Raw genomic sequence first — 23,553 nt, 5'->3', positions numbered from 1 at the left:
AAGGGAAAAAGTATAAAAATCATATTGGATTATGTGCATAAAGTTATCCACAGGGTGGAAGAGCAGTAGCTTTTTGTCGAAAAATTTTTATTTTAAGCATAAAATACGCCTATTCCATGGAAATTTACTGAGTTTTGAGTGTCTTTCCCCATTTTGTGGAATCGTATAAAATAGAACAGCTGGATTGTGTCCGCCAGTTTTTCTTTTGAAAGAGCGGATGAAATTGGATATGATGGAATCGGTGTTTTCTATAGTGAAAACTCTGCTGAAGCTAATTATTAATAAAGCCCGGGAGCTATTTGAGGGCTATTGTTGGACCATACGATAAATGATTGAGGTGTAAATATAGTGTTAAAGCATTTTTTGCCTGATCAGCATGTTAAAAGTATATTTGAAATTACTCCCCACAGTTTACAGGAAAAGGGAGTTAAAGGAATTATCACGGACCTGGATAATACATTAGTCGAATGGGACAGGCCAAATGCAACGCCGAAGCTGATTAGCTGGTTTGAAGAAATGAAGCAAAGCAACATCAAGGTTACCATTGTGTCAAATAATAATGAAAATCGGGTTAAGGCTTTTTCCGACCCTCTTGAAATTCCATTTATTTACCAGGCTAGAAAGCCAATGGGCAGGGCCTTCCTAAGAGCTCTATCAGAGATGGGGCTGGGAAAAGAAGAAACAGTTGTGATTGGTGATCAATTGCTGACTGACGTCCTGGGGGGAAACAGAAGCGGCTTCCATACTATTTTGGTCGTGCCTGTTGCTCAAACTGACGGATTTTTTACAAAATTTAATCGGCTGGTGGAAAGACGAATATTAAATTGGTTCAGAAAAAAGGGAATGATTCAGTGGGAGGATTAAAAAGTGAGTGAAGAGCAATTTGTTTGCATAGGCTGTGGAGTAAAAGTTCAAACAGAAAATTCTGAGGAGTTGGGATATGCACCTCAATCAGCTCTGCAGAAGGAAACGATTATTTGCCAGCGCTGTTTTAGGCTGAAACATTATAATGAAGTTCAGGATGTAAGCTTGACTGATGATGATTTTCTTAAGATCCTGAATGAAATTGGGCAAAGTGATGCACTGATCGTGAAGATTGTGGACATCTTTGATTTTAACGGGAGCTGGCTGCCGGGGCTTCACCGTTTTGTAGGCAGCAATAAAATTCTTCTTGTCGGAAACAAAGTTGACCTTCTTCCAAAGTCGGTGAAAACAAACAAGCTGATTAACTGGATGAAGCAGGAATCCAAACAGCTGGGATTGAAACCGGAAGAAGTCTATCTGGCAAGTGCTGCGAAAGGGTATTCCATTAACGAGATAGCAGCAGCTATCGACCATTACCGGGAAGGAAAAGACGTGTATGTAGTAGGGTGTACGAATGTAGGTAAATCCACATTCATCAATCGTATATTAAAGGAAGTAACAGGTGAAGGCGATGTCATAACAACTTCCCACTTCCCTGGCACAACTCTTGATATTATCGAAATACCTTTATCTGACGGAAAAGCCTTAGTAGATACTCCAGGTATAATAAACCATCATCAAATGGCCCATTATGTAGATAAAAGGGATTTAAAGGTTATAACACCTAAAAAGGAGATAAAGCCTAAGGTTTACCAGCTTAATGAAGAGCAGACTCTATTCTTTGGCGGACTGGCAAGATTTGATTACATTGCCGGGGGACGACGTTCATTTGTTTGCCATTTCTCCAATGAACTAACTATTCACCGCACCAAAACAGAAAAGGCGGATGAGCTGTATCGGAATCATGCGGGAGAGATGCTCACACCTCCAAGAGAAGAACAGATGGAAACCTTCCCAGAGCTTGTGAAACATGAATTCACAATAAAAGAACCAAAAACAGATATAGTATTTTCAGGGCTTGGATGGATTACTGTAAATGAAGGCGGGGCCAAAGTAGCTGCTTATGTTCCTAAAGGTGTCCATGCTATGATAAGGAAGTCTTTAATTTAGGCTGCGAACCTGCAGCTGCTTACGCTTTTCAAAAGGGGTGAGGAATTTTGAAAAAGCTGTTTGGGGTGATTGGAGATCCGATTTCCCATTCAATGTCCCCAGCTATGCATAATGATTTATTTAACGCTTACAGTCTTGATGCTCATTATCATCCATTCCATATATCCAGGAAAAATCTTTCAGATGCTATTAAAGGGTTCAGGGCAATGGGTATTGCGGGCTTTAATGTTACAGTACCGCATAAGGAGGCTATTATCCCTCTATTAGATGAACTGGATCCCCTGGCAGAGGCTATTGGAGCAGTTAATACAGTGGTCAATCATGATGGAAAGCTAATAGGCTTTAATACGGATGGGAGCGGGTATGTAAAGGGCCTTCTGAATCAAAAACAATCAATTAAAGACAAAAAAGTGCTCATAGTGGGGGCAGGCGGAGCTGCGAGAGCCATTTATTTTACAATTGCCAAAGAAGGTCCTGAGCTTCTGGATATTTGCAATCGGACTCCACTAAGGGCCGAACATATTATTAATGATTGCCCCTTTCAGGTTCCTGCGCGGGTGCTGAACAGAATGGACGCAGAGGAAAGCCTGGGGACATACGATCTTATTGTTCAGACTACATCGATAGGGATGCATCCTGAAATTGGCCAAAGCCCGCTTTCAGTACATAAGCTAAAGCCGGAAGCCTTTGTCAGTGATATCATATACAATCCGCTTCAAACAAGGCTTCTGGTGGAAGCTGCTGCAAAGGGTGCGGGAATTCAGAATGGTATTGACATGTTTGTATATCAGGGAGCACTTGCTTTTGAGATGTGGACTGGCATTGAACCTGAAATTGAAAGAATGAGACATAAAGTTTTAAATCAACTGGGAGGTTTATCATGCTAACAGGAAAGCAAAAACGTTTTTTACGATCAAAAGCCCATCATTTAAACCCGATTTTCCAAGTGGGAAAGGGCGGAGTAAATGAAAATATGATTAAGCAAGTAGGAGAAGCGCTGGAATCCCGTGAATTATTAAAGGTTTCAATCCTTCAAAACTGTGAAGAAGACAGGGATACGGTGGCGCAGCAGCTGTCAAAAGGCGCAAAGGCTGATGTTGTACAAATCATCGGAAATATAATTGTTTTATATAAAGAATCGAAAGAAAACAAACAAATCGACTTGCCGTAAGTTTCTTAATTGTAAAACTGGATGTATGGAGGAGTGTAAATGGAAAAAGTAGGCATACTCGGAGGGACCTTTAATCCGCCTCATTTAGGCCATCTCATCATCGCGAATGAGGTCATGTCTTCCCATGGTTTGGATGAAGTCTGGTTTATGCCGAACCAGGAACCTCCCCATAAAAAAAGGTCTGATAATGTCAGCAGCAGCGATCGTACGGAAATGCTGAAACTGGCATTGCAGAGTCAACCCGGTTTTAAATTGGAATTGATTGAGCTGGAGCGCGAAGGTCCTTCATTTACCTACGATACAATCAGGATTTTGAAGGAAAACTATCCTCAAACGCAATTTTATTTTATTATTGGTGCTGACATGGTTGAGTATCTGCCCAAGTGGCATAACATTGACAAACTTCTTGAATTGATTATCTTTATAGGAGTGAGGCGGCCATCTTACAATTTGCAGACTCCGTATCCGATTCTTTATGCTGACGTGCCGGAAATGGGGATATCCTCCAGTATGATCAGAAGCCGTGTAAAGGAAGGCGGAACTATTCGCTATCTGGTACCGGATGCTATAAGGAGTTATATAAAGGAGAATCATTTATATGAATCGTGAACAGGCTCTTGCAATCGTAAAGGAACAGCTGACTGAACATCGCTACATTCATACAGTAGGAGTGATGGAAACAGCCATCAGCCTCGCAGCGGAATATGGTGCTGATATAAAAAAAGCGGAACTGGCGGCCATTTTTCATGATTATGCTAAGTTCCGTCCTAAGGAAGAAATGAGGGAAATTATCATTAAGGAAGGAATGCCAAGTGAGCTTCTGGAGTACAATAGTGAACTTTGGCATGCTCCTGTCGGTGCTTTTCTGACTGAGAAAGAAGTGGGAATTAATGATAAAGAGGTCTTAGATGCTATACGGTACCATACTTCCGGCAGGCCGGGAATGGCACTTCTTGAAAAGATCATTTATCTAGCGGATTATATTGAACCTGGAAGGCGTTTTCCGGGTGTTGATGAAGTTCGTGATTTAGCGCGGACGAATCTGGACAAGGCTTTAATCAAGGCTGTCCAAAATACCGTCATGTTTTTAATGAAAAAAGGGCAGCCGGTTTTTCCAGCGTCCTTCCAAACTTATAATGACCTTGTAATGAATAAGGAGGATTGATTAAATGAATGAAAATACATTGCTGGTGACGGCAGTTAAAGCAGCGGATGATAAACGGGCTGAAGATATAACGGTACTTAATATGAAAGGCATTTCCCTGATTTCAGACTACTTTGTAATTTGCCACGGCAACTCTGATAAACAAGTGCAGGCCATAGCTCGTGAAATGAAAGAAAAATCTGAAGAGCATGGGTTTGCTGTAAAAAGAATGGAAGGTTTTGATGAAGCAAGGTGGATTTTAGTTGATATGGGTGATGTAGTTGCTCATATTTTCCATAAGGATGAAAGAAGCTACTATAATCTGGAAAGACTTTGGGGCGATGCACCGGTCGAGAACGTTCAAGGCATGCTTAACCAATGAGCTACGGAAAGTTCGCTTATCTTTATGACAGGCTGATGGAAGATGTCCCTTATGACAGCTGGATTAAATTGGTCAATGAAAAGCATGCGGAATTTAATGTACCCGGAAAAAAACTGCTGGACCTTGCCTGCGGCACCGGGCAGCTTTCCATAAGGCTAAGTAAACAGGGTTATGAGGTTACTGGTGTGGACTTATCAGAGGATATGCTGGCTGTAGCACAGACAAAGGCAGAACAGAACGGTGTTCAAATCCCCTTTTACCTGCAGAACATGGCAGAGCTTGAAGGGTTCAATGAATTTGATATTATAGGCATCTTTTGTGATTCTTTGAATTATCTGGAGACGGAATCAGAAGTGAAAGACACCTTCAAGCGGGTCCACAGTCATTTGAGAAGTGATGGTCTTTTTATTTTTGATGTCCACTCCATTTATAAAATCATGCAGATATTCATGAACCAGACATTTGCTGAAAATGATGAGGAAATTTCATATATCTGGCACAGCTATCAGGGTGAATACCCTAATTCTGTGGAGCATGATCTTTCATTTTTTGTCCTGGAAGAAGAAACTGGAAAGTATGACCGCTATGACGAGCTTCACTTCCAGCGCACTTATCCTATTGATCAATATGAAAGCTGGCTTAGGGAATGCGGATTTGAACTGCTTGAGATTTCAGCAGATTTTGAAGAGGGCCCTCCAGGCAGTCAGGCTGAACGAATCATTTTTATTGCAAAGAAAAGGAACTAATATATAAAACAGCCGGATTGACTGAAGCAATCCGGCTGTTTTTTTAGAAATAAGAAGGATTATTTCCATTAGCATCGAATAGCTAATGGAGAGAGTACTGTTTTTTTACCTCAACAAGGTCTTCGTCATACTTGGAATGTGTTGCCTGGAATAAGTGCTCAAATATTGTACCAAGCTCGCTTTCAAGAATTTTTATTCCCTCTCCTGTAATTCCTCCTTTTACACATACCTTCTCCTGTAATGTCGGCAATGTATAAAAACCCTTTTTCAGTAAATCCCCAAGTCCGATCAGCATCTCTCCTGCAAGCTTTGTAGCTGTCTCTTTATCAATCTCCGTTTCTGCAACTGCCGCATTGATGAACCGCTGCGTCAAATAGCTGAAAAAGGCAGGTCCGCAGCTGACAATATCCGACGAAACCCGGGTTATGTTTTCCTCGATAAAGACAGGCGTGGAGATGCTTTCAAAAAGCTTATTAAGTATCCCTTTCCATTGCTCGCTGCACTGTTCACCAAATGATAATAGCGAAACCCCTGATAAGGCCCGATTTGTTATGCTTGGAATCGCCCTGGCTGCTGAACAAGGCAGTATAGATTCAAGCTGTTTTACACTAATAGGGCTGGTGATTGAAACTACACATTTATCTTTTGACAGGAACGGCAAAATATCCTGAACGACATTATACACATCATGAGGCTTTACACAAATAAAGATAAGCGAAGATCGATGTGCAGCCTCTTCTGCATTCTTTACAACATTAATATCCTGATGAGTTTCCTTTATTTCCATCGCTTTTGCCGCTGTCCGATTGGTAATCGTCATGGAGGATGGGGAAACGGTTCCTCCATCGAGGAAAGCCTCGGTCAGTATCCTCCCCATGTTACCTGTGCCAATAATACCGATTTTCATTGCATCATCCCTCCTTTAAAAGCAAGCTCTCTCATATAACGATATGTATCAAAAAAACATTTATTCCAAAAAGAAAGGATCGATCCTTAATGCCTGAATGGATAAAAACACATAAAACTTACTTAGCAGGAGCCGCCATTGCACTGGCTGCATTCGTCTATTATTTCTTCATGCCTGTTCAAGAGAATAAAGTATTTCATGAGATTGAACAGCCAGTTCCATTAAATGAAATTGAAGGTGGTGATAAAGAATTAGAAATAGTAGGTGATGGACCGGCTGGACAGAAGCCACAGCCAATGAAGGCAGATATTAAAGGTGCTGTACAAAAGCCGGGAGTGTACGAAGCGGCTGAAGGTGACAGGGGGATCGACCTGCTGGAAAAAGCAGGCGGACTGACGGATAAAGCAGATGGAGCTAAAATCAATTTTGCCCTCAATATTACGGATGAAATGGTCATATATGTTCCGGAAAAGGGAGAAGTTCTCGAGGAGGCCGCAGCGGGTGGAAATTTCGAGGAGAGGGGACAGCAAGATAACGGAAAGATAAATTTAAACCAAGCTGATGAATCGGAATTACAGACATTGCCTGGAATCGGCCCGTCCAAGGCCGCAGCCATAATTGAATACCGCGAGACAAACGGATCCTTTAAGGATATTGCGGACTTGAAATTAATATCAGGGATAGGAGAGAAAACCTATGAAAAACTCAAAGAACAAATTAGTGTAAAATAATTTCATTCCATTGACCTTAACGAGTATGAGGCTTACACTTATTGAGAGAAAAAGCTATGTTTTTGAACTCTGGCACATACGCCTGCGGAAAAGACGGAAGGGGAGAGACTGCAAAAATGGATCGGATTTCCTGGAACCAATATTTTATGGCACAAAGTCATTTGCTTGCTTTGAGGAGCACTTGTACAAGGCTTGCTGTTGGGGCAACTATTGTAAGGGATAAGAGGATCATTGCCGGCGGCTATAATGGATCGATTGCCGGCGGTGAACATTGTATTGATGAAGGCTGCTATGTTATTGATAACCATTGTGTCAGAACCATTCATGCGGAAATGAATGCAATTTTACAGTGTGCAAAATTCGGGGTGCCTACAAGTGATGCAGAAATATATGTAACCCATTTTCCATGCCTCCAATGCTGCAAAGCGATTATACAGGCAGGCATTAAAACAGTATATTACGCACAGGACTATAAAAATCACCCTTATGGAATTGAACTCTTTGAGAAGGCTGGAGTGAAAACTGTGCAGGTAATAGCAGAAAAGGTTTCCTTTGATGACAGCAAACAAGAAAAACGTGATTTTATAGAAGAATTAATAAATGAGCTTGAAAAAAGCGGAAAAGATCGTGACTTGGTAAAAAGCTATAAAGAAACAAAGGACAAGCTTTTTCAGAATTAACCCATTGAGGAGTAATACCTGAAATGATAAGGCCTTACTCCTCTCCACAAAACTAAAGGAGCAGATGTTATGAAAGGCAGATGGATCTATGCAGCTGCTGCCTCACTGCTGGGAAATTTGACATTTTTTTTTCATCCGGCTATTGCTATTGTTTTTTTTCTTCTGACTTTTTTCCTCCTAAAAAGAAATATTTTATCGTTCAAAAACGCAGCCATCCTGTTAATGATTTTCCTTGCCTTCATCATGCGAAGTGAATTTGCATCCGAACACAACAGGACAAGCCTTGAAGGAAATGAGCGTGATTTCGAAATAACAATGAAAGAATCTGCAAGGATAGATGGAGACCTTCTTTCAGTCTTAATTGAATTAGCCGATAAAAAAGAAAAGCTGGCAGTAAGGTATAAAATTAAATCGGAAACAGAAAAAAAGTTCCTTGCAGACCACCTGGGAACAGGAATGACATGCCGGGTAAAAGGCACCTTAAAGACTCCTTCAACCTCCACCAATCCTAATTCCTTCAGCTATCAGGAATATCTAAACCACAACAGCATCTTTTGGATCCTCGAATTGGAACAGTTAAACCTCTCTGATTGCAGTTACCGTAAAAACAGCCCCACATTAACCATTTTAAAAATAAGAGAGACGGGAATTCATTATATCCTGGACCATTTCCCTGAACAGACAGCTCCACTTGCTATTGCTCTTGTTTTCGGCAATCGTGATTTTATTGAGCAGGATACCATTGCTTCTTATCAGAAAATTGGAATTATCCATTTGCTTGCGATATCCGGCCTTCATGTGGGAATGCTTGCCGGGATGTTCTTTCTTGCGGGTATACGTGCCGGAATCACCAGAGAAAAAATGACCAGCATCTTATTATTGGTTTTGCCGTTATATGCAATCCTGACAGGAGCAGCACCATCTGTTCTGCGGGCTGTGTTTATGATGCTTCTTGTTTTGCTGGCAAAGAAGCTGAAATTCCCTGTTCAATTAGCTGATGTTATCTCTATTGTGTTTATTGGCTACCTTTTTATCTCTCCTTATATCATCTATAATGCCGGGTTTCAGCTTTCGTTTACTGTCGCCTTATCGCTTATTCTCTCAGCTCCCATCATCCTCAGAAGATTTTCTGAATCATACGCTGCTATCCTGACAGTTTCTTTTGTTTGCCAGATGGCTGCCATTCCGATCCTTCTGTGGCATTTTTATGAGGTATCGATTATTTCCATAATTGCCAATCTTATTTTTGTGCCTTTATATTCTTCCATAATCCTTCCGGTGGTGTTGATTCTTTTCATTCTTGATTTATTATCAGGGGGGAAAGCTGATTTCTTGCTCAATGTATTTGAAAACCTCATCAGTTTTCTAAATTGGATTGCTGAAGTGCTTTCGGCCATTCCTAACTCGACCCTTGTCCTTGGCAGGCCATCCCTGATTATGCTGATTGTATATCTGCTGCTGATACCCGCATTCTTTGCCGGCTGGGAGAGGTCAAAAAATAAAAAGGTTCTAATCAAAAGCGGTGTGCTCCCAATCCTTGCAATATTAATTCATTACTTATCGAATGTATTTAATCCTGCCGGTGAAATTACATTTATTGATGTTGGGCAGGGTGACAGTATTCTGATAAAGCTTCCATATGGAAGAGGGAATTATTTGATAGATGCAGGAGGGACGCTTACGTTTGACACTGAGGATTGGAGGATGAGAAGCGATCCTTATGAAACTGGAAAGGACACGGTAGTGCCTTTTCTGAAAAGCAAAGGGATAAGTAAAATAGATAAGTTTTTTTTGACTCACGGGGATATGGATCACATTGGAGGAGCATCAGCTGTGATTAGGGAAATGAGGGTAAAGTCTGTTGTTTTTTCACAGGGAGCGGAAATCTCAGAGGAGGAGAAGGATTTGATTGTTCAGGCTAAATTAAAAAAATGCAATATTGTATTCACTAAATCTGGAGAAAACTGGTCAAAAGGGGATTCCGTTTTTCAAGTTTTGTCTCCATTTGGAGATCAGACGGAGGACGTGTATACAGGGAAAAATGATAGCTCGATTGTCCTTTTTGCCAAAGTGGGTGGCCTCAACTGGCTGTTTACCGGAGATTTGGAGGAAACGGGGGAAAGTCAGCTTATAAGATCTTATTCCAATTTAAAAATTGATGTTTTAAAAATTGCACATCATGGAAGCAAAACCTCCACAACAGATTCATTTCTGGCGGCTGTTAAGCCGAGGATTGCCGTTATTTCTGCAGGCAGAAACAACAGGTATGGGCATCCACATAATGATGTAATGGACAGGCTTAAAGACTTTAATGTGCATGTTCTGAGAACCGATGAGCAAGGGGCGGTTACCTACTTTTTTAAAGGGAATTCAGGAACCTTTTCCGTTCAGCTTCCATAGTATATGTTAGAAATGCTTCAGCTTCCTTACTATACTCTCAATGCCTATCACTTACAGCTACAAAAAAAGAGACTGCTGAGGCAGCCTCGGTGTGTCAGAAGTATTGAGACACTATTACTTACTGTATGTAGCCATTAAGCTCCTAAAAATTTAATGACTGTTGCAATAACAAATAACGTTGCGAAGAAACCGAATGATACGATGAATCCTACTCCAGAGTCGATGGCATCATTACGTTTGCTTTGGACGTTCTTTTCAAATTCGTTCACAGTCTACCCCTCCTATTTCCTATATAGTATAAGTCATTCAAATAAAAAAATCTAGAGTTCCCCTGCCCTTTTCCTGCAATAGCAGGAGTTGTCACAAATATGCCGGCACATCAAGGGGAAAATAATAGAACAAAGGTGCACCGCAGCTTCCTGAGTATCCCGGGCCTCAGGCGGCAGCGTTCTATATAGATTGGAAATTGGCGTTCTTACGGGCGCCAATTTCTTATGTCTTGTCAAATTGCCGCTGCTTCTTTAGGATATAAAGTGAAACTTCAATCAGTGGGGGGTTATCCCCCACTGATTGTTAGCTGAACCAATCGGGCCTTTACGGTCAGTTTCCCCCCACTTATCCCTCTTTGCTTACTATGAGTCTTGAAGAGGGGGGGCTTACTGCCCGTTAGACTGCGATAAAGTGAATACAATGTAAGGCGAACGGAGAGAAATAAATTGGTTTTTGATATTTGGAAGCAGATAAAAGCGAAAAGTTTTGCTCCTATTTATTTATTATATGGAACAGAACCCTATCTTATAAACGAAACGAAGCAGCTTCTAATCAACAATGTGCTAAGCGAAGATGAAGCTGATTTTAATTTATCCTCTTATGACCTTGAGGAAACCCCAATCGATACAGCACTTGAAGATGCGGAGACATTTCCGTTTATGGGGGAAAGAAGACTGATCTTTTTACATAACCCAGTATTTTTAACATCTGAAAAATCGAAAGCTAAGCAGGAGCATAACCTGTCTAAGCTGGAAGCCTATATTAAAGCGCCTGCCCCGTATTCAGTGGTGGTATTCTCCTCAACTGCAGAAAAGCTGGATGACCGGAAAAAAATAACTAAACAATTGAAAAAAACGGCTGCAGTCCTTGAAGCAAAGAAACTAAATGAAGGTGAATTGAAAGCCTGGATCAGGGAACGGGCAGCAATTAACGGCGTGCAGATTGATGAATCGGCAGTTGAGCTAATATTGACATTGGCAGGCACCAACCTATTTATCTTGACAAACGAAATCGATAAATTAGCTTTATATGCGAATGACACGAAGCGAATCGATGAACAAATGGCAGAGAAAATGGTATCAAGGTCATTGGAGCAAAACATTTTTTCCCTTGTAGATAAGGTTGTTCACCGCAAAATAGAAGAAGCCCTGAGAATTTATTATGATTTATTAAAGCAAAATGAAGAACCAATTAAGATTTTATCTGTTATTACTGGGCAGTTCAGATTAATTTATCAGGTGAAGGAGCTTGCAAGGAGAGGCTACGGCCAGCAGCAGATTGCCGGCTATTTGAAAATTCATCCTTTCCGGGTGAAACTGGCGGCTGGACATGCGCAGCTTTTTGCAGACGAAGAACTTGCAGCGATCATAAGCTTGCTTGCTGATGCAGATTACCAAATGAAAACTGGAGGCATGAATAAAACCATGCTGATTGAAATGTTCCTGTTTCGTCTGCAAAGTCAGGCTCTTAGAAAAAATCCTTAAGAGATAGGTTTTTTCCGCCTTTGACACCTTGAGGGCTGTGACAAAATTATGAAATCTGATTACATAAAAAAGCGGTCCAATTGGACCGCTTTTTTATGTAAAATAAAAGGCTATCCCTTAAGATAGCCGATATCTTCAAACATTAAGCGTTTAAAGAGTTCATTTTTTTCATTAAACGAGACTTTTTACGGGCAGCAGCATTTTTGTGGATAAGACCTTTTGCAGCAGCTTTGTCTAGTTTACGAGCAGCATCAGCGAAAGATGCAGTTGCAGCAGCAGAATCGTTGTTTACGACCGCAGCATCAACTTTCTTAACAGCTGTACGCATTGCTGATTTAACTGTAGCGTTATGAGCGTTGCGATCTTCGCTAGTTTTAACACGCTTAATAGCAGATTTAATGTTTGGCATTCCATTCACCTCCTGAAAAAGCATCGAGATTCTATAACTCGACATTCACATTCATTAACAATAATTAAGAACAAGTGATATTTTATCAAACACGGGGGCATAATGCAATACTCTGTAATCAAAATTACTGACACCCATTATTAGGGAAGTTAATTCTTATTCTGCATGTTTTTGGACTTAAAAGGCAATGATAGAATATATCCGAATTTTAGTATATTGTGTGGTATTTTCCAATAACCTAAAAAGCTGAGAATGTGAGGGATAAGTTATGAAGGAATCAATAGATTTAAGCCAGTACTCAGTCCGAACGGACCTTGCCATTGAAGCCAGGGAAATGGTTATTTCTGACAGGCAGAAAGACAATATTCATCAGCAGGAGAATCTTTCCCAAATAAAAGGCGTAATAATTAAAGAAAAAGAAGAAAATGATATAAAAATTTCTTTTGTTGAAGTAACAAAAGAAGGTGCAGAGGCATTGGGGAAAAAAGAGGGAAAATATCTGACCCTTGAAGTGACGGGCATACGCCAGCAGGATACGGAGCTGCAGCACAAAGTGGAGTCTGTATTTGCAAGTGAATTCTCCCAATTTATAAAACAGCTGGGAATCAATGAAGATGCATCCTGTTTAATTGTCGGCCTGGGAAATTGGAATGTGACTCCCGATGCACTTGGTCCGCAAGTTTGCGAAAATTTGCTTATCACAAGACATCTCTATCAGCTGCAGCCTGAAAGCGTTGAAGAAGGCTATCGGCCAGTAAGTGCTATTTCTCCGGGAGTAATGGGCCTGACAGGGATAGAAACAAGTGACATTATTTATGGCATTGTTGAAAAAACAAAGCCCGATTTTGTCATTGCAATCGATGCACTTGCTTCCCGATCAATTGAAAGAGTCAATTCTACTATTCAAATTTCGGATACAGGGATTCACCCTGGTTCTGGTGTCGGGAATAAACGAAAAGAAATCAGCAAAGAGACTTTAGGGATACCTGTCATAGCGATTGGCATCCCAACGGTTGTCGATGCCGTATCCATCACAAGCGATACAATTGATTACATCCTGAAGCATTTCGGGAAGGAAATGAAAGAAGGCGGCCGTCCATCACGTGCTCTTGCTCCTGCAGGAATGACTTTTGGAGAGAAAAGAAAGCTTACAGATGATGATCTGCCGGAGGAACATCATAGAAAAACCTTTCTTGGCATGATTGGAACCTTGCCTGAAGAGGAGAAGCGGAAGCTTATTTATGAAGTTCTGTCTCCTTTGGGCCACAACCTTATGGTGACTCCAAAGGAAGTGGATGTATTTATTGAAGATATGTCCAATTTACTTGCTAACGGTTTGAACGCAGCACTTCATCAAAAAGTGAATCAGGATAATGCCGGTTTTTATACCAGATAGGAAATAACTGTTCTATCTTCTCTAGCAAAGTCATAACATTTACTAGACTAGCAAGGAGAGGTGGAGCAATGAAACCTTTTAAATCGAACGGACTTGTAGTAACCATTCAAGGGACAAGCTTACTGAAAGCCATAGGCGGATTTTTGCTTTTTCTATTTATGATATTTTCAATAAGCGGAGCATTAACTTCATTAAAGCCGGAATACAGAATCAGCTCCTCTTCAGTTAATTCTGCTGCGAACAGCCTTACAGGAGAAATGCTTTACCATTTTCTCGGATGGGAAAACCACGCATTTCTCCAGGGGGTTTCTGAAAACAGTTCTCCCCCGGGATTTGCCAATTTGGTTTTTAAGCTATCCACAAATGTCAATTTGGATGATCCCAGAAGCCTTCTGGGAAGGGAGCTTCCATTTTTCTCTATTTATGACAGTAAAATCCTTGTTGCTGGTGAAGGAACGGATTATACAAACATGCCTGTGGAATCTTCTCCTCCTATCGAAGTGCTGATGGCAGAACAGGAGGCAGCCCTGCAAAACACCGAAGGACTTGAGCCGGATGGTGATACGAAACAGTCCAAAACACCGCCGATGTCTACGGGTGATAAAAAACCAGTCTATGTTTATTTTTCTCATAATACGGAATCCTATCTTCCTTATCTGAAGGGTGTAACCAATCCTGATGCAGCCTTTCATTCCAAAATTAACGTTACTAAGATTGGTGATAAGCTTAAGGATGAGATGGAAAGCAAAGGAATAGGGACCTTTGTTGACAAAACGGATATCCAGGGGAATTTAAGCAAAAAAGGATTAACGTATGGACGTTCCTATCAGGAATCCAGAGAAGTTGTCCAGGCTGCAATTACGTCAAACCGGGATTTGTCTTACTTAATCGATATTCACCGTGATTCAAAAAGAAAAAAAGACACAACGAAAGAAATAAACGGAGAGTCTTATGCCAAACTAGCTTTCATTATTGGTGGAAATAACCCGAATTACGAAGAGAACTTAAAATTTGCGAAAGAGCTGCATGATAGGTTGAACGTTAAGTACAAAGGGTTAAGCAGGGGAATCATGAAAAAAGAAGGCGCTGGGACAAATGGAAACTTCAATCAGGATTTATCGGGAAATGCTATCCTCATTGAATTTGGCGGAGTTGATAATACGTTTGAAGAATTAAACCGTTCGGCTGAAGCACTCGCAGAAGTGTTCAGTGAATATTATTGGCAGGCCGAGGAAGTGAATTCACCAGCTGACGGTGAATCAGAAAAGAAATAGTATTAGGATGATGCGGAATGAAAATATTTATGCTAAAAGCTCTTTTTCTGGCAGCGTTTATGTTTGTCTCAGTATTATTTGGAATGCAGCAGGCAAATGATGGAATCCACAGAATGAAGGGTTTCCATGACGAAGATTTCAAAAGTGCCTTAACCTTAAATGAAACCAATGAAGGTGAAGTGCAGGCTTCTGTCCTGGGTAATGATGTGTCCAGCCATGATCTTCAGCAGAAAAAAGAAAAGCTTGAAGAAATGAAGGCATATAATTTCTTTTCATCTGTGGGAAAAAGCATCTCCGAAGGCTTATCAGAGCTGACAGAAAAAACGGTCGCATTGATCACAGACTTAATAGCCGGAAAATAGGCTGCTCATGAAGCAGTCTTATTTTTTTTTGAACAGTTAGAGACGTAAAGCTTAGCATTGAATCTTCACATACGTACTGATATAATCAAAAATAGTGTATAAACTAAAAGGACTATTTTAAATTGACCACACCTGGCTCCAGGCGCCTGTATTAAGGCGCTTGCGCTTTTCTTATAGTAGGAGTTGAATTATAAATAATGAACAGAGAAGAAAGACTTAAAAGGCAAGAGAAAATTAGGAATTTTTCCATTATCGCCCACATAGACCATGGCAAGTCGACTTTGGCGGACAGAATCCTTGAAAAAACCAATGCGCTGACATCGCGCGAAATGAAGGATCAGCTCCTTGATTCAATGGACCTCGAAAGAGAGCGCGGCATCACGATCAAGCTTAATTCCGTTCAGCTAAAATATAAAGCTAAAGATGGAGAGATATACACTTTTCATTTAATAGATACCCCGGGACACGTCGATTTTACATATGAAGTATCCCGAAGTCTGGCAGCCTGTGAAGGCGCAATCCTGGTTGTAGATGCGGCTCAGGGTATTGAAGCACAGACTCTTGCAAATGTTTATCTGGCTTTGGATAATGATCTTGAGATTCTTCCGATCATCAATAAAATTGACCTTCCAAGTGCAGATCCGGAACGGGTGCGCAATGAGATCGAAGAAGTCATCGGCCTGGATGCTTCTGAAGCGGTACTTGCTTCAGCAAAAGCAGGGATCGGCATTGAAGAAATCCTTGAACAGGTCGTTGAAAAAGTGCCCGCTCCAGTAGGTGATCCTGAAGCCCCTTTAAAGGCGCTTATATTTGACTCCCTTTATGATGCCTACCGCGGTGTAGTAGCCTACATCCGTGTGGTGGAAGGTACGGTTAAAGTAGGGGATAAAATTAAAATGATGGCAACTGGCAAAGAGTTTGAAGTTACTGAGGTTGGAGTGTTTACTCCTAAATCCACTCCATTGGCTGAATTGTCAGTTGGAGACGTCGGCTTTTTGACTGCTGCTATCAAAAATGTTGGCGATACACGTGTAGGTGATACCATCACGAGTGCGAAAAATGGTGCAGCCGAAGCTCTTCCTGGGTACAGAAAGATGAATCCGATGGTTTATTGCGGACTTTATCCAATAGACAGCGCCAAGTTCAATGATTTGCGTGAAGCGCTAGAAAAGCTGGAACTGAATGATTCTGCCCTGCAGTTTGAGCCTGAAACATCGCAAGCGCTTGGCTTTGGATTCCGCTGCGGTTTCCTTGGATTGCTTCACATGGAAATCATCCAGGAGCGCATTGAGCGCGAATTCAAAATTGATTTGATTACAACAGCACCAAGTGTTATTTATGATGTCATACTGACTGATGGCACAGAGGTTAAAGTGGATAATCCATCAAATATGCCTGATCCGCAAAAGATTGACCGTGTCGAAGAACCTTATGTAAAAGCTACAATGATGGCGCCGAATGATTATGTGGGAGCCATCATGGAACTTTGCCAGCAAAAACGCGGCATCTTTATTGATATGCAATACATGGATGAAACCAGAGTAAACATTATATATGAAATTCCTTTATCGGAAATTGTTTATGATTTCTTTGATCAGCTGAAATCCAATACAAAAGGATATGCTTCTTTTGATTATGAATTAATAGGGTACAAGCCATCAAAACTTGTTAAAATGGATATTCTGTTAAATGCAGAAAAGGTAGACGCATTGAGCTTTATCGTTCATAAGGATTTTGCTTATGAAAGAGGAAAAGTAATCGTTGAGAAGTTAAAAGACCTAATTCCCCGTCAGCAGTTTGAGGTTCCTATTCAAGCGGCGATTGGCCAGAAAATTGTAGCCCGCTCAACCATTAAAGCCATTCGCAAAAATGTATTGGCGAAATGTTACGGCGGAGACATCTCCCGTAAGCGCAAATTATTGGAGAAGCAGAAAGAAGGTAAAAAGCGGATGAAACAGGTTGGTTCTGTTGAAGTTCCGCAGGAAGCCTTCATGGCAGTTTTGAAGATGGACGATAACAGCCCTAAAAAGTAAAATATTTGCTTTGTTTTAAGAGGTTAGATATGCTGTCATAATAATAACAGCACTAGCCTCTTTTTATTTAGGAATCCGCTGTTTATGAACGTTGATTGAATGATGAAAGTAGTGAAATAAATGATTAAAGCAGCTTATATACACATCCCATTTTGTGAACATATTTGTCATTACTGTGATTTTAATAAAGTATTCTTGAAGAACCAGCCAGTAGGAGAATATCTGGACTCTCTTGATAAAGAGATGAATCTTGCTTTGAAAGAAACACCTGCATCCCGTCTAGACTCCATCTTTGTCGGGGGCGGTACGCCAACTGCGCTTAACGAGAAACAGCTTGAACAGCTTTGCGGCACAATCAAACGGCAGCTTCCCTATGACTCTTTCACAGAATTTAGCTTCGAAGCTAACCCTGGAGATCTCTCTATAGAAAAACTTCAAATATTGCATGATGCTGGAGTCAACCGGCTTAGCTTTGGCGTTCAGACCTTCAACGATGAACTCTTAAAAAGAATAGGAAGGTCGCACAGAGCAAAAGACGTTTTTCAATCAATTGAAGCTGCAAAAAAAGTCGGTTTTGATAACATCAGCATCGATCTTATCTACAGTCTTCCGGGTCAGACACTTCAGGATTTTCAAGATACACTCGAAACATCATTCACCCTGGATATTGTCCATTATTCGGGCTATTCGCTGATCATTGAACCCAAAACGGTATTCTATAATCTGATGAGGAAAGGGAAGCTGCCTACTCCTGGAGAAGATGTGGAAGCTGAGATGTATGAATTATTAATGGAACAAATGGAGAAACACGGCTTTGCTCAATATGAAATCAGCAATTTTGCAAAACCAGGCTTTGAGAGCCGGCATAACATCACTTATTGGGATAATGAATGGTACTTTGGCTTTGGAGCCGGTGCACATGGCTATGTAAAAGGGCTTCGCCGTTCCAATCACGGACCCTTGAAAAAATATATGGAGCCTATTGAAAACGAACAGCTTCCGATCCTGGAAGAGCATAAAGTGACCTTGAGTGAACAGATGGAAGAGGAAATGTTTCTTGGACTGAGAAAAACGGAAGGTGTCTCAATAAGTCGCTTTAAAGAGAAATTTGGCAAAGATCCCCTTGATCTGTTTGAAGTCCAAATTAAACAGCATACTGAAAAAGAATTAATTATTGCAGGGGAAGAGCATATTAAATTGACAAAACAAGGACGTTTTCTTGGAAATGAAGTATTCCAATCGTTTATAGGGTAATCAGGCATGGGTATAGCGTCGGGAAAAAAGAAAGCCAAATTATTGACACTGCACGTTTGATTTGATAATTTATTAGTAGAATTAGCACTCAGGAACAAAGAGTGCTAACAGAGGTGATACCTGTGTTAACAGATCGTCAATTATTAATTTTTCAAGTAATTGTTGATGATTTTATTCAAACTGCACAGCCTGTCGGATCGAGAACCTTGTCGAAAAAAGATGAAATTTCTTTTAGTTCCGCAACGATCAGAAATGAGATGGCTGATTTAGAGGAACTTGGGTTTATTGAAAAAACACACACCTCATCGGGGAGGATTCCATCTGAAAAGGGGTACCGCTACTACGTGGATCACCTTTTATCCCCGCAAAAATTAAATCAGCATGATATCCACAAAGTACAATCAATCTTTGCGGAGAGACTCTATGAGCTGGAGAAAATCGTTCAAAAATCGGCAAAAATTCTTTCTGAGCTGACAAATTATACATCCATTGTCCTCGGGCCTGCAGTAAGGGATAACAAGCTGAAGAAAATTCAGATTGTTCCCTTGAATAAAGAAACAGCGATAGCAATTATTGTCACAGATACAGGCCATGTCGAGAACAGGATGTTCCACTTGCCTGAAAGTATTGATGCTGGGGATTTGGAGAAGGTAGTCAATATTCTTAATGACCGGCTTGCCGGTGCACCATTGGAAAGTCTGAACAATAAGTTATATAAAGAGGTTGCCGTTCTTTTAAGGCACCATATCAATAATTATGATCTAATGCTGAATTCAATTGCCGATACAATCAAGATACCGGCCTATGATAAGCTTTTCTTCGGCGGTAAAACAAATATGCTCAGCCAGCCAGAGTTTCATGATATTGAAAAGGTTAAAAACCTTATGAATATGATCGAGCAGGAAGAAGGCATATATGATTTAATTCGTAAAAATAAGTCAGGAATCAATATAAAAATCGGCCGGGAAAATAATAATTCAGCAATGGAAAACTGCAGCCTGATAACAGCAAGCTATTCAATCGGGACCGAACAGCTCGGTACTATCGCCATTCTTGGGCCGACCAGAATGGAATATTCGAGAGTCATTAGCTTATTAAACTATATCAGTGCAGACCTATCAGCTGTTTTATCTAAACTGTATCAAAACAGGTGATGGTGGAAATATTGATTAAGGGTGGAAATACCTTTCCACTCCTTTCCTTATGGTTATTATTTCGAAGAACCATCCATTCTTTAAGGGAGGTGAACATGTTGGCAGAAGAGAAAGAAACACTAAACCAAGAATTAAATGAACAAACAAACGAACCTGAAGGAACTGAAAATGAGGCACCTATTGAAGAGGTATTTGCAGAAGCAGAAGCTGGTACTGGTGAGGGAAGCACTGATGCAGAGCTTACTGCAGCGAAAGCGAAAATTGCTGAATTGGAAGGGAAGCTGGAAGAGGAAGAAAATCGCATCTACCGCCTTCAGGCTGATTTTGAAAATTCCCGGCGCCGTGCGAGGCTTGACCTTGAAGCGTCTGAAAAATATAGAGCACAGAGCTTAATCTCCGATTTGCTGCCTGCAATTGACAATTTTGAGAGAGCACTTCAGATGGAAGCTGAAAATGAACAGGCTAAATCTATCCTTCAAGGTATGGAAATGGTTTACCGAAGTTTGCTGGAGGCTATAAAAAAAGAAGGTGCAGAGCAGATTGAAGCAGTTGGGAAAGAATTTGATCCTCATTTACACCAGGCTGTGATGCAGGTGGAAGATGGGAATTTTGATTCCAATATCGTGGTTGAAGAGTTCCAAAAAGGCTACAAGTTAAAGGACAGAGTCATTCGTCCATCAATGGTTAAAGTAAATCAATAATTACATATTTGGGGAGGTAAAGAACATGAGCAAAATTATCGGAATTGATTTAGGTACAACAAACTCATGTGTCGCTGTCCTTGAAGGCGGCGAACCAAAAGTAATTCCAAATCCGGAAGGCAACCGTACAACACCTTCAGTTGTTGCGTTTAAAAATGGCGAGCGCCAGGTCGGTGAGGTGGCAAAGCGCCAGTCTATTACAAACCCGAACACCATCATTTCCATTAAACGCCACATGGGTACGGATCATAAAACTGAAATTGAAGGAAAAGAATACGCGCCTCAAGAGGTTTCTGCTATTATTCTTCAATATTTGAAATCTTATGCAGAAGACTATCTTGGAGAAAAAGTTACTAAAGCGGTAATCACAGTTCCGGCATATTTTAATGATGCCGAGCGTCAGGCTACAAAGGATGCGGGCAGAATTGCCGGTCTGGAAGTTGAACGAATCATCAACGAACCTACTGCTGCAGCTTTGGCGTATGGTCTTGATAAAATGGATGAAGACCAGACAATTCTTGTTTATGACCTTGGCGGCGGTACTTTTGATGTGTCTATCCTTGAACTTGGCGATGGAGTATTTGAAGTAAAATCCACTGCGGGGGATAACCGTCTTGGCGGAGATGATTTTGACCAAGTAATTATTGACTACCTGGTTGATCAATTCAAAAAAGAGAATGGCATTGATCTTGCCAAAGATAAAATGGCTCTTCAGCGTTTAAAAGATGCAGCTGAAAAAGCGAAAAAAGATCTTTCAGGCGTAACTTCAACGCAAATCTCGCTTCCGTTTATCACGGCTGGGGAAGCAGGACCTTTACACCTTGAAGTTACACTTTCAAGAGCTAAATTTGAAGAGCTGTCTGCAGATCTTGTAGAACGCACAATGGGACCTACACGCCAGGCGTTAAAGGATGCTGGATTATCTCCTTCAGAACTTGATAAAGTTATCCTTGTCGGCGGTTCAACTCGTATTCCTGCCGTACAGGAAGCAATCAAGAAAGAAACAGGAAAAGAACCGCATAGAGGAGTTAACCCTGATGAAGTTGTTGCAATGGGTGCAGCCATTCAGGGCGGTGTAATCACAGGTGACGTTAAAGATGTTGTCCTGCTGGACGTAACTCCTTTGTCTCTTGGAATTGAAACAATGGGCGGAGTGTTCACTAAGCTGATTGAACGCAATACAACCATCCCAACATCAAAATCCCAAGTGTTCTCAACTGCTGCTGATAACCAGTCAGCTGTTGATATCCATGTGCTTCAAGGGGAACGCCCGATGGCTTCAGATAATAAAACACTGGGCCGCTTCCAGCTTGGCGACATTCCTCCTGCTCCTCGTGGAGTGCCTCAAATCGAAGTATCATTCGATATCGACAAAAATGGTATCGTAAACGTACGCGCTAAAGACTTGGGCACAAATAAAGAGCAGGCCATTACGATTAAATCATCAACAGGATTATCTGATGAAGAAATCGAAAAAATGGTAAGAGAAGCTGAAGAAAATGCAGAAGCAGATAAGCAGCGCAAAGAAGAAGTTGAACTCCGCAATGAAGCGGACCAGCTTGTATTCACTACTGAAAAGACTCTAAAAGATCTTGAAGGCAAAGTGGATGAAGCTGAAGTGAACAAAGCAAATGAAGCTAAAGATGCCCTGAAGGCTGCAATTGAAAAGAACGATCTGGATGAGATCCGTGCGAAGAAAGATGCTTTACAGGAGGTTGTCCAGGCCTTAACAATGAAGCTTTATGAGCAGGCACAAGCTGCTCAGGCTGCACAAGGTGCAGAAGGCGCTGAAAGCAAAAATGACGACGATAATGTCGTAGACGCTGAGTTCGAAGAAGTTAAAGACGATAAATAACCTCTGAATCTTTAAAGTCAAAGTCAGGTCTTTCTTGGCTTTGGCTTTTATTTTTGATACAATAATCTTTATGTGAAATGAATCGGGGAGTGGTAATCATGAGTAAAAGGGATTACTATGAAGTTCTTGGAATCAGCAAAGGTGCGTCCAAGGATGAAATTAAGAAGGCTTATCGAAAGCTTTCAAAAAAATATCATCCTGATATTAATAAAGAGCCTGATGCAGACGAGAAGTTCAAGGAAGTTAAAGAAGCATATGAAGTCCTCAGCGACGATCAGAAAAAGGCCCACTATGATCAATTCGGCCATACGGACCCTAATCAGGGCTTTGGCGGAGCCGGTTTTGATGGTTTTGGAGGATTTGAAGATATTTTCAGCACCTTCTTCGGAGGAGGCTCCCGCCGTCGTGACCCTAATGCTCCAAGGCAGGGTGCAGACTTGCAGTACACCATGTCCTTATCCTTTGAGGAAGCAGTATTTGGCAAAGAGACCGACATTGAAATTCCTCGTGAAGAGACATGTGATACCTGCAGCGGTTCAGGCGCGAAGCCAGGGACTAAGCCGGAAACATGCCGTCACTGCCACGGATCGGGTCAGCTGAATGTTGAACAAAATACGCCATTTGGCAAGATAGTAAATAGAAGGGTTTGCCACTACTGTAATGGGACCGGCAAGGAAATCAAAGAGAAGTGTACTACTTGCCGTGGAACCGGTAAAGTGCAAAAACGCAGGAAGATACACGTGAAAATTCCTGCGGGCATTGATGATGGCCAGCAGCTCCGCGTGGCGGGCCAAGGGGAACCCGGTGTTAATGGAGGCCCTCCTGGCGACCTTTATGTTGTTTTCCATGTTCGTTCACATGAATTCTTTGAGCGTGATGGAGATGACGTTTATTGCGAGATGCCTATAACATTTGTGCAGGCAGCCCTTGGCGATGAAATTGAAGTTCCGACACTCCATGGAAAAGTAAAACTTAAAGTCCCATCAGGCACACAAACAGGAACCAAATTCCGCCTCAAAGGAAAAGGTGTACCAAATGTAAGAGGATACGGAACAGGGGATCAGCATATTATTGTACGCATTATTACTCCTACAAAGCTGACAGAAAAACAAAAACAGCTTTTAAGCGAATTTGCTGAAGTCAGCGGAACAGTTCCCCAGGGAGAACAGGAAGAAAGCTTTTTTTCTAAAGTAAAACGAGCCTTTAAAGGTGAATAAAGGAATGGG

General features: G+C 41.2%; 24 protein-coding genes. 21 read left to right on the top strand and 3 right to left on the bottom strand.

Going from position 1 to position 23,553, the window contains the following annotated elements:
* Positions 1-348 precede the first annotated feature (348 nt).
* From JI665_RS08950 to JI665_RS08915, 8 genes are read left to right on the top strand one after another with little or no spacing between them, the layout of a single operon-like run.
* The gene (locus JI665_RS08950; protein ID WP_206838839.1) at positions 349-864 is read left to right on the top strand and encodes a YqeG family HAD IIIA-type phosphatase; all 516 of its coding nucleotides are present in this window, start codon (positions 349-351) and stop codon (positions 862-864) included.
* Between the two features lie 3 nt (positions 865-867).
* Positions 868-1,974: a ribosome biogenesis GTPase YqeH gene (gene yqeH, locus JI665_RS08945; protein WP_206838838.1), complete on the top strand. Its 1,107-nt coding sequence runs from the start codon at positions 868-870 to the stop codon at positions 1,972-1,974.
* 47 nt (positions 1,975-2,021) lie between these two features.
* Positions 2,022-2,861 carry a shikimate dehydrogenase gene (gene aroE / locus JI665_RS08940; protein WP_206838837.1) on the top strand — a complete coding sequence of 280 codons (840 nt, stop codon included), beginning with the start codon at positions 2,022-2,024 and terminating at the stop codon, positions 2,859-2,861.
* Positions 2,855-3,145 (top strand): ribosome assembly RNA-binding protein YhbY, encoded by a 291-nt coding sequence (gene yhbY / locus JI665_RS08935; protein WP_206838836.1) that lies wholly within the window; start codon positions 2,855-2,857, stop codon positions 3,143-3,145. The genes aroE and yhbY overlap by 7 nt, the downstream gene beginning before the upstream one ends.
* A gap of 39 nt (positions 3,146-3,184) precedes the next feature.
* Positions 3,185-3,754, top strand: a complete 570-nt coding sequence (locus JI665_RS08930; RefSeq protein ID WP_206838835.1) for a nicotinate-nucleotide adenylyltransferase — start codon at positions 3,185-3,187, stop codon at positions 3,752-3,754.
* A complete protein-coding gene (yqeK, locus tag JI665_RS08925; RefSeq protein WP_206838834.1) occupies positions 3,744-4,310 on the top strand; it encodes a bis(5'-nucleosyl)-tetraphosphatase (symmetrical) YqeK in 567 nt (188 codons plus the stop codon). Before JI665_RS08930 ends, yqeK begins: the two co-directional genes overlap by 11 nt.
* 4 nt (positions 4,311-4,314) lie before the next feature.
* Positions 4,315-4,671: a ribosome silencing factor gene (gene rsfS / locus JI665_RS08920; RefSeq protein ID WP_206838832.1), complete on the top strand. Its 357-nt coding sequence runs from the start codon at positions 4,315-4,317 to the stop codon at positions 4,669-4,671.
* Positions 4,668-5,417, top strand: a complete 750-nt coding sequence (locus tag JI665_RS08915; protein ID WP_206838830.1) for a class I SAM-dependent DNA methyltransferase — start codon at positions 4,668-4,670, stop codon at positions 5,415-5,417. The genes rsfS and JI665_RS08915 overlap by 4 nt, the downstream gene beginning before the upstream one ends.
* 82 nt (positions 5,418-5,499) lie before the next feature.
* Here JI665_RS08915 and comER read toward each other — a convergent pair whose 3' ends face one another.
* Positions 5,500-6,324, bottom strand: a complete 825-nt coding sequence (comER, locus tag JI665_RS08910; RefSeq protein WP_206838828.1) for a late competence protein ComER — start codon at positions 6,322-6,324, stop codon at positions 5,500-5,502.
* Positions 6,325-6,413: 89 nt separating this feature from the next.
* On the opposite strand from comER, the gene JI665_RS08905 reads away from it, so the two are divergent.
* From JI665_RS08905 to JI665_RS08895, 3 genes are all read left to right on the top strand, one after another.
* Complete coding sequence (locus JI665_RS08905; RefSeq protein ID WP_206838826.1) at positions 6,414-7,055, top strand: helix-hairpin-helix domain-containing protein; 642 nt, start codon at positions 6,414-6,416, stop codon at positions 7,053-7,055.
* Between the two features lie 116 nt (positions 7,056-7,171).
* On the top strand, positions 7,172-7,735 hold the full coding sequence (locus tag JI665_RS08900) for a ComE operon protein 2 (protein WP_206839304.1): 564 nt from the start codon (positions 7,172-7,174) through the stop codon (positions 7,733-7,735).
* Between the two features lie 69 nt (positions 7,736-7,804).
* Complete coding sequence (locus JI665_RS08895; protein ID WP_206838825.1) at positions 7,805-10,135, top strand: DNA internalization-related competence protein ComEC/Rec2; 2,331 nt, start codon at positions 7,805-7,807, stop codon at positions 10,133-10,135.
* Positions 10,136-10,269: 134 nt separating this feature from the next.
* Here JI665_RS08895 and JI665_RS08890 read toward each other — a convergent pair whose 3' ends face one another.
* Positions 10,270-10,404, bottom strand: a complete 135-nt coding sequence (locus JI665_RS08890; RefSeq protein WP_019382872.1) for a YqzM family protein — start codon at positions 10,402-10,404, stop codon at positions 10,270-10,272.
* Positions 10,405-10,851: 447 nt separating this feature from the next.
* Between JI665_RS08890 and holA the strand changes: the two genes are divergently transcribed.
* Positions 10,852-11,889 (top strand): DNA polymerase III subunit delta, encoded by a 1,038-nt coding sequence (gene holA, locus JI665_RS08885; protein WP_206838824.1) that lies wholly within the window; start codon positions 10,852-10,854, stop codon positions 11,887-11,889.
* A 142-nt stretch (positions 11,890-12,031) separates the two neighbouring features.
* Here the strand turns inward: holA and rpsT are convergent, their stop codons facing one another.
* A complete protein-coding gene (gene rpsT, locus JI665_RS08880; protein WP_206838823.1) occupies positions 12,032-12,298 on the bottom strand; it encodes a 30S ribosomal protein S20 in 267 nt (88 codons plus the stop codon).
* Between the two features lie 268 nt (positions 12,299-12,566).
* Between rpsT and gpr the strand changes: the two genes are divergently transcribed.
* The 9 genes from gpr to dnaJ all read left to right on the top strand — a co-directional run bounded on the left by gpr (position 12,567) and on the right by dnaJ (position 23,544).
* Positions 12,567-13,694: a GPR endopeptidase gene (gene gpr / locus JI665_RS08875; protein ID WP_206838822.1), complete on the top strand. Its 1,128-nt coding sequence runs from the start codon at positions 12,567-12,569 to the stop codon at positions 13,692-13,694.
* A gap of 68 nt (positions 13,695-13,762) precedes the next feature.
* Positions 13,763-14,968 (top strand): stage II sporulation protein P, encoded by a 1,206-nt coding sequence (gene spoIIP, locus JI665_RS08870; RefSeq protein ID WP_206838821.1) that lies wholly within the window; start codon positions 13,763-13,765, stop codon positions 14,966-14,968.
* A gap of 17 nt (positions 14,969-14,985) precedes the next feature.
* Positions 14,986-15,330, top strand: a complete 345-nt coding sequence (locus JI665_RS08865; RefSeq protein WP_206838820.1) for a YqxA family protein — start codon at positions 14,986-14,988, stop codon at positions 15,328-15,330.
* 197 nt (positions 15,331-15,527) lie between these two features.
* A complete protein-coding gene (lepA, locus tag JI665_RS08860) occupies positions 15,528-17,363 on the top strand; it encodes a translation elongation factor 4 (RefSeq protein ID WP_211202481.1) in 1,836 nt (611 codons plus the stop codon).
* Between the two features lie 120 nt (positions 17,364-17,483).
* Positions 17,484-18,617: a radical SAM family heme chaperone HemW gene (hemW, locus tag JI665_RS08855; protein ID WP_206838819.1), complete on the top strand. Its 1,134-nt coding sequence runs from the start codon at positions 17,484-17,486 to the stop codon at positions 18,615-18,617.
* A gap of 122 nt (positions 18,618-18,739) precedes the next feature.
* On the top strand, positions 18,740-19,771 hold the full coding sequence (hrcA, locus tag JI665_RS08850) for a heat-inducible transcriptional repressor HrcA (RefSeq protein ID WP_206838818.1): 1,032 nt from the start codon (positions 18,740-18,742) through the stop codon (positions 19,769-19,771).
* A 95-nt stretch (positions 19,772-19,866) separates the two neighbouring features.
* Positions 19,867-20,472, top strand: a complete 606-nt coding sequence (gene grpE, locus JI665_RS08845; protein WP_206838817.1) for a nucleotide exchange factor GrpE — start codon at positions 19,867-19,869, stop codon at positions 20,470-20,472.
* A 25-nt stretch (positions 20,473-20,497) separates the two neighbouring features.
* On the top strand, positions 20,498-22,327 hold the full coding sequence (gene dnaK / locus JI665_RS08840) for a molecular chaperone DnaK (RefSeq protein ID WP_206838815.1): 1,830 nt from the start codon (positions 20,498-20,500) through the stop codon (positions 22,325-22,327).
* A 98-nt stretch (positions 22,328-22,425) separates the two neighbouring features.
* The gene (gene dnaJ, locus JI665_RS08835; RefSeq protein WP_206838813.1) at positions 22,426-23,544 is read left to right on the top strand and encodes a molecular chaperone DnaJ; all 1,119 of its coding nucleotides are present in this window, start codon (positions 22,426-22,428) and stop codon (positions 23,542-23,544) included.
* The last annotated feature ends 9 nt before the right edge of the window (positions 23,545-23,553 follow it).

The organism is Bacillus sp. NTK034, from assembly GCF_017303275.1.
In the GTDB taxonomy this organism is placed as follows: Bacteria; Bacillota; Bacilli; order Bacillales; family Cytobacillaceae; genus Cytobacillus.
Note: the sequence above shows the minus strand (reverse complement) of the source record. Positions and strands in the feature narration are given on the sequence as shown.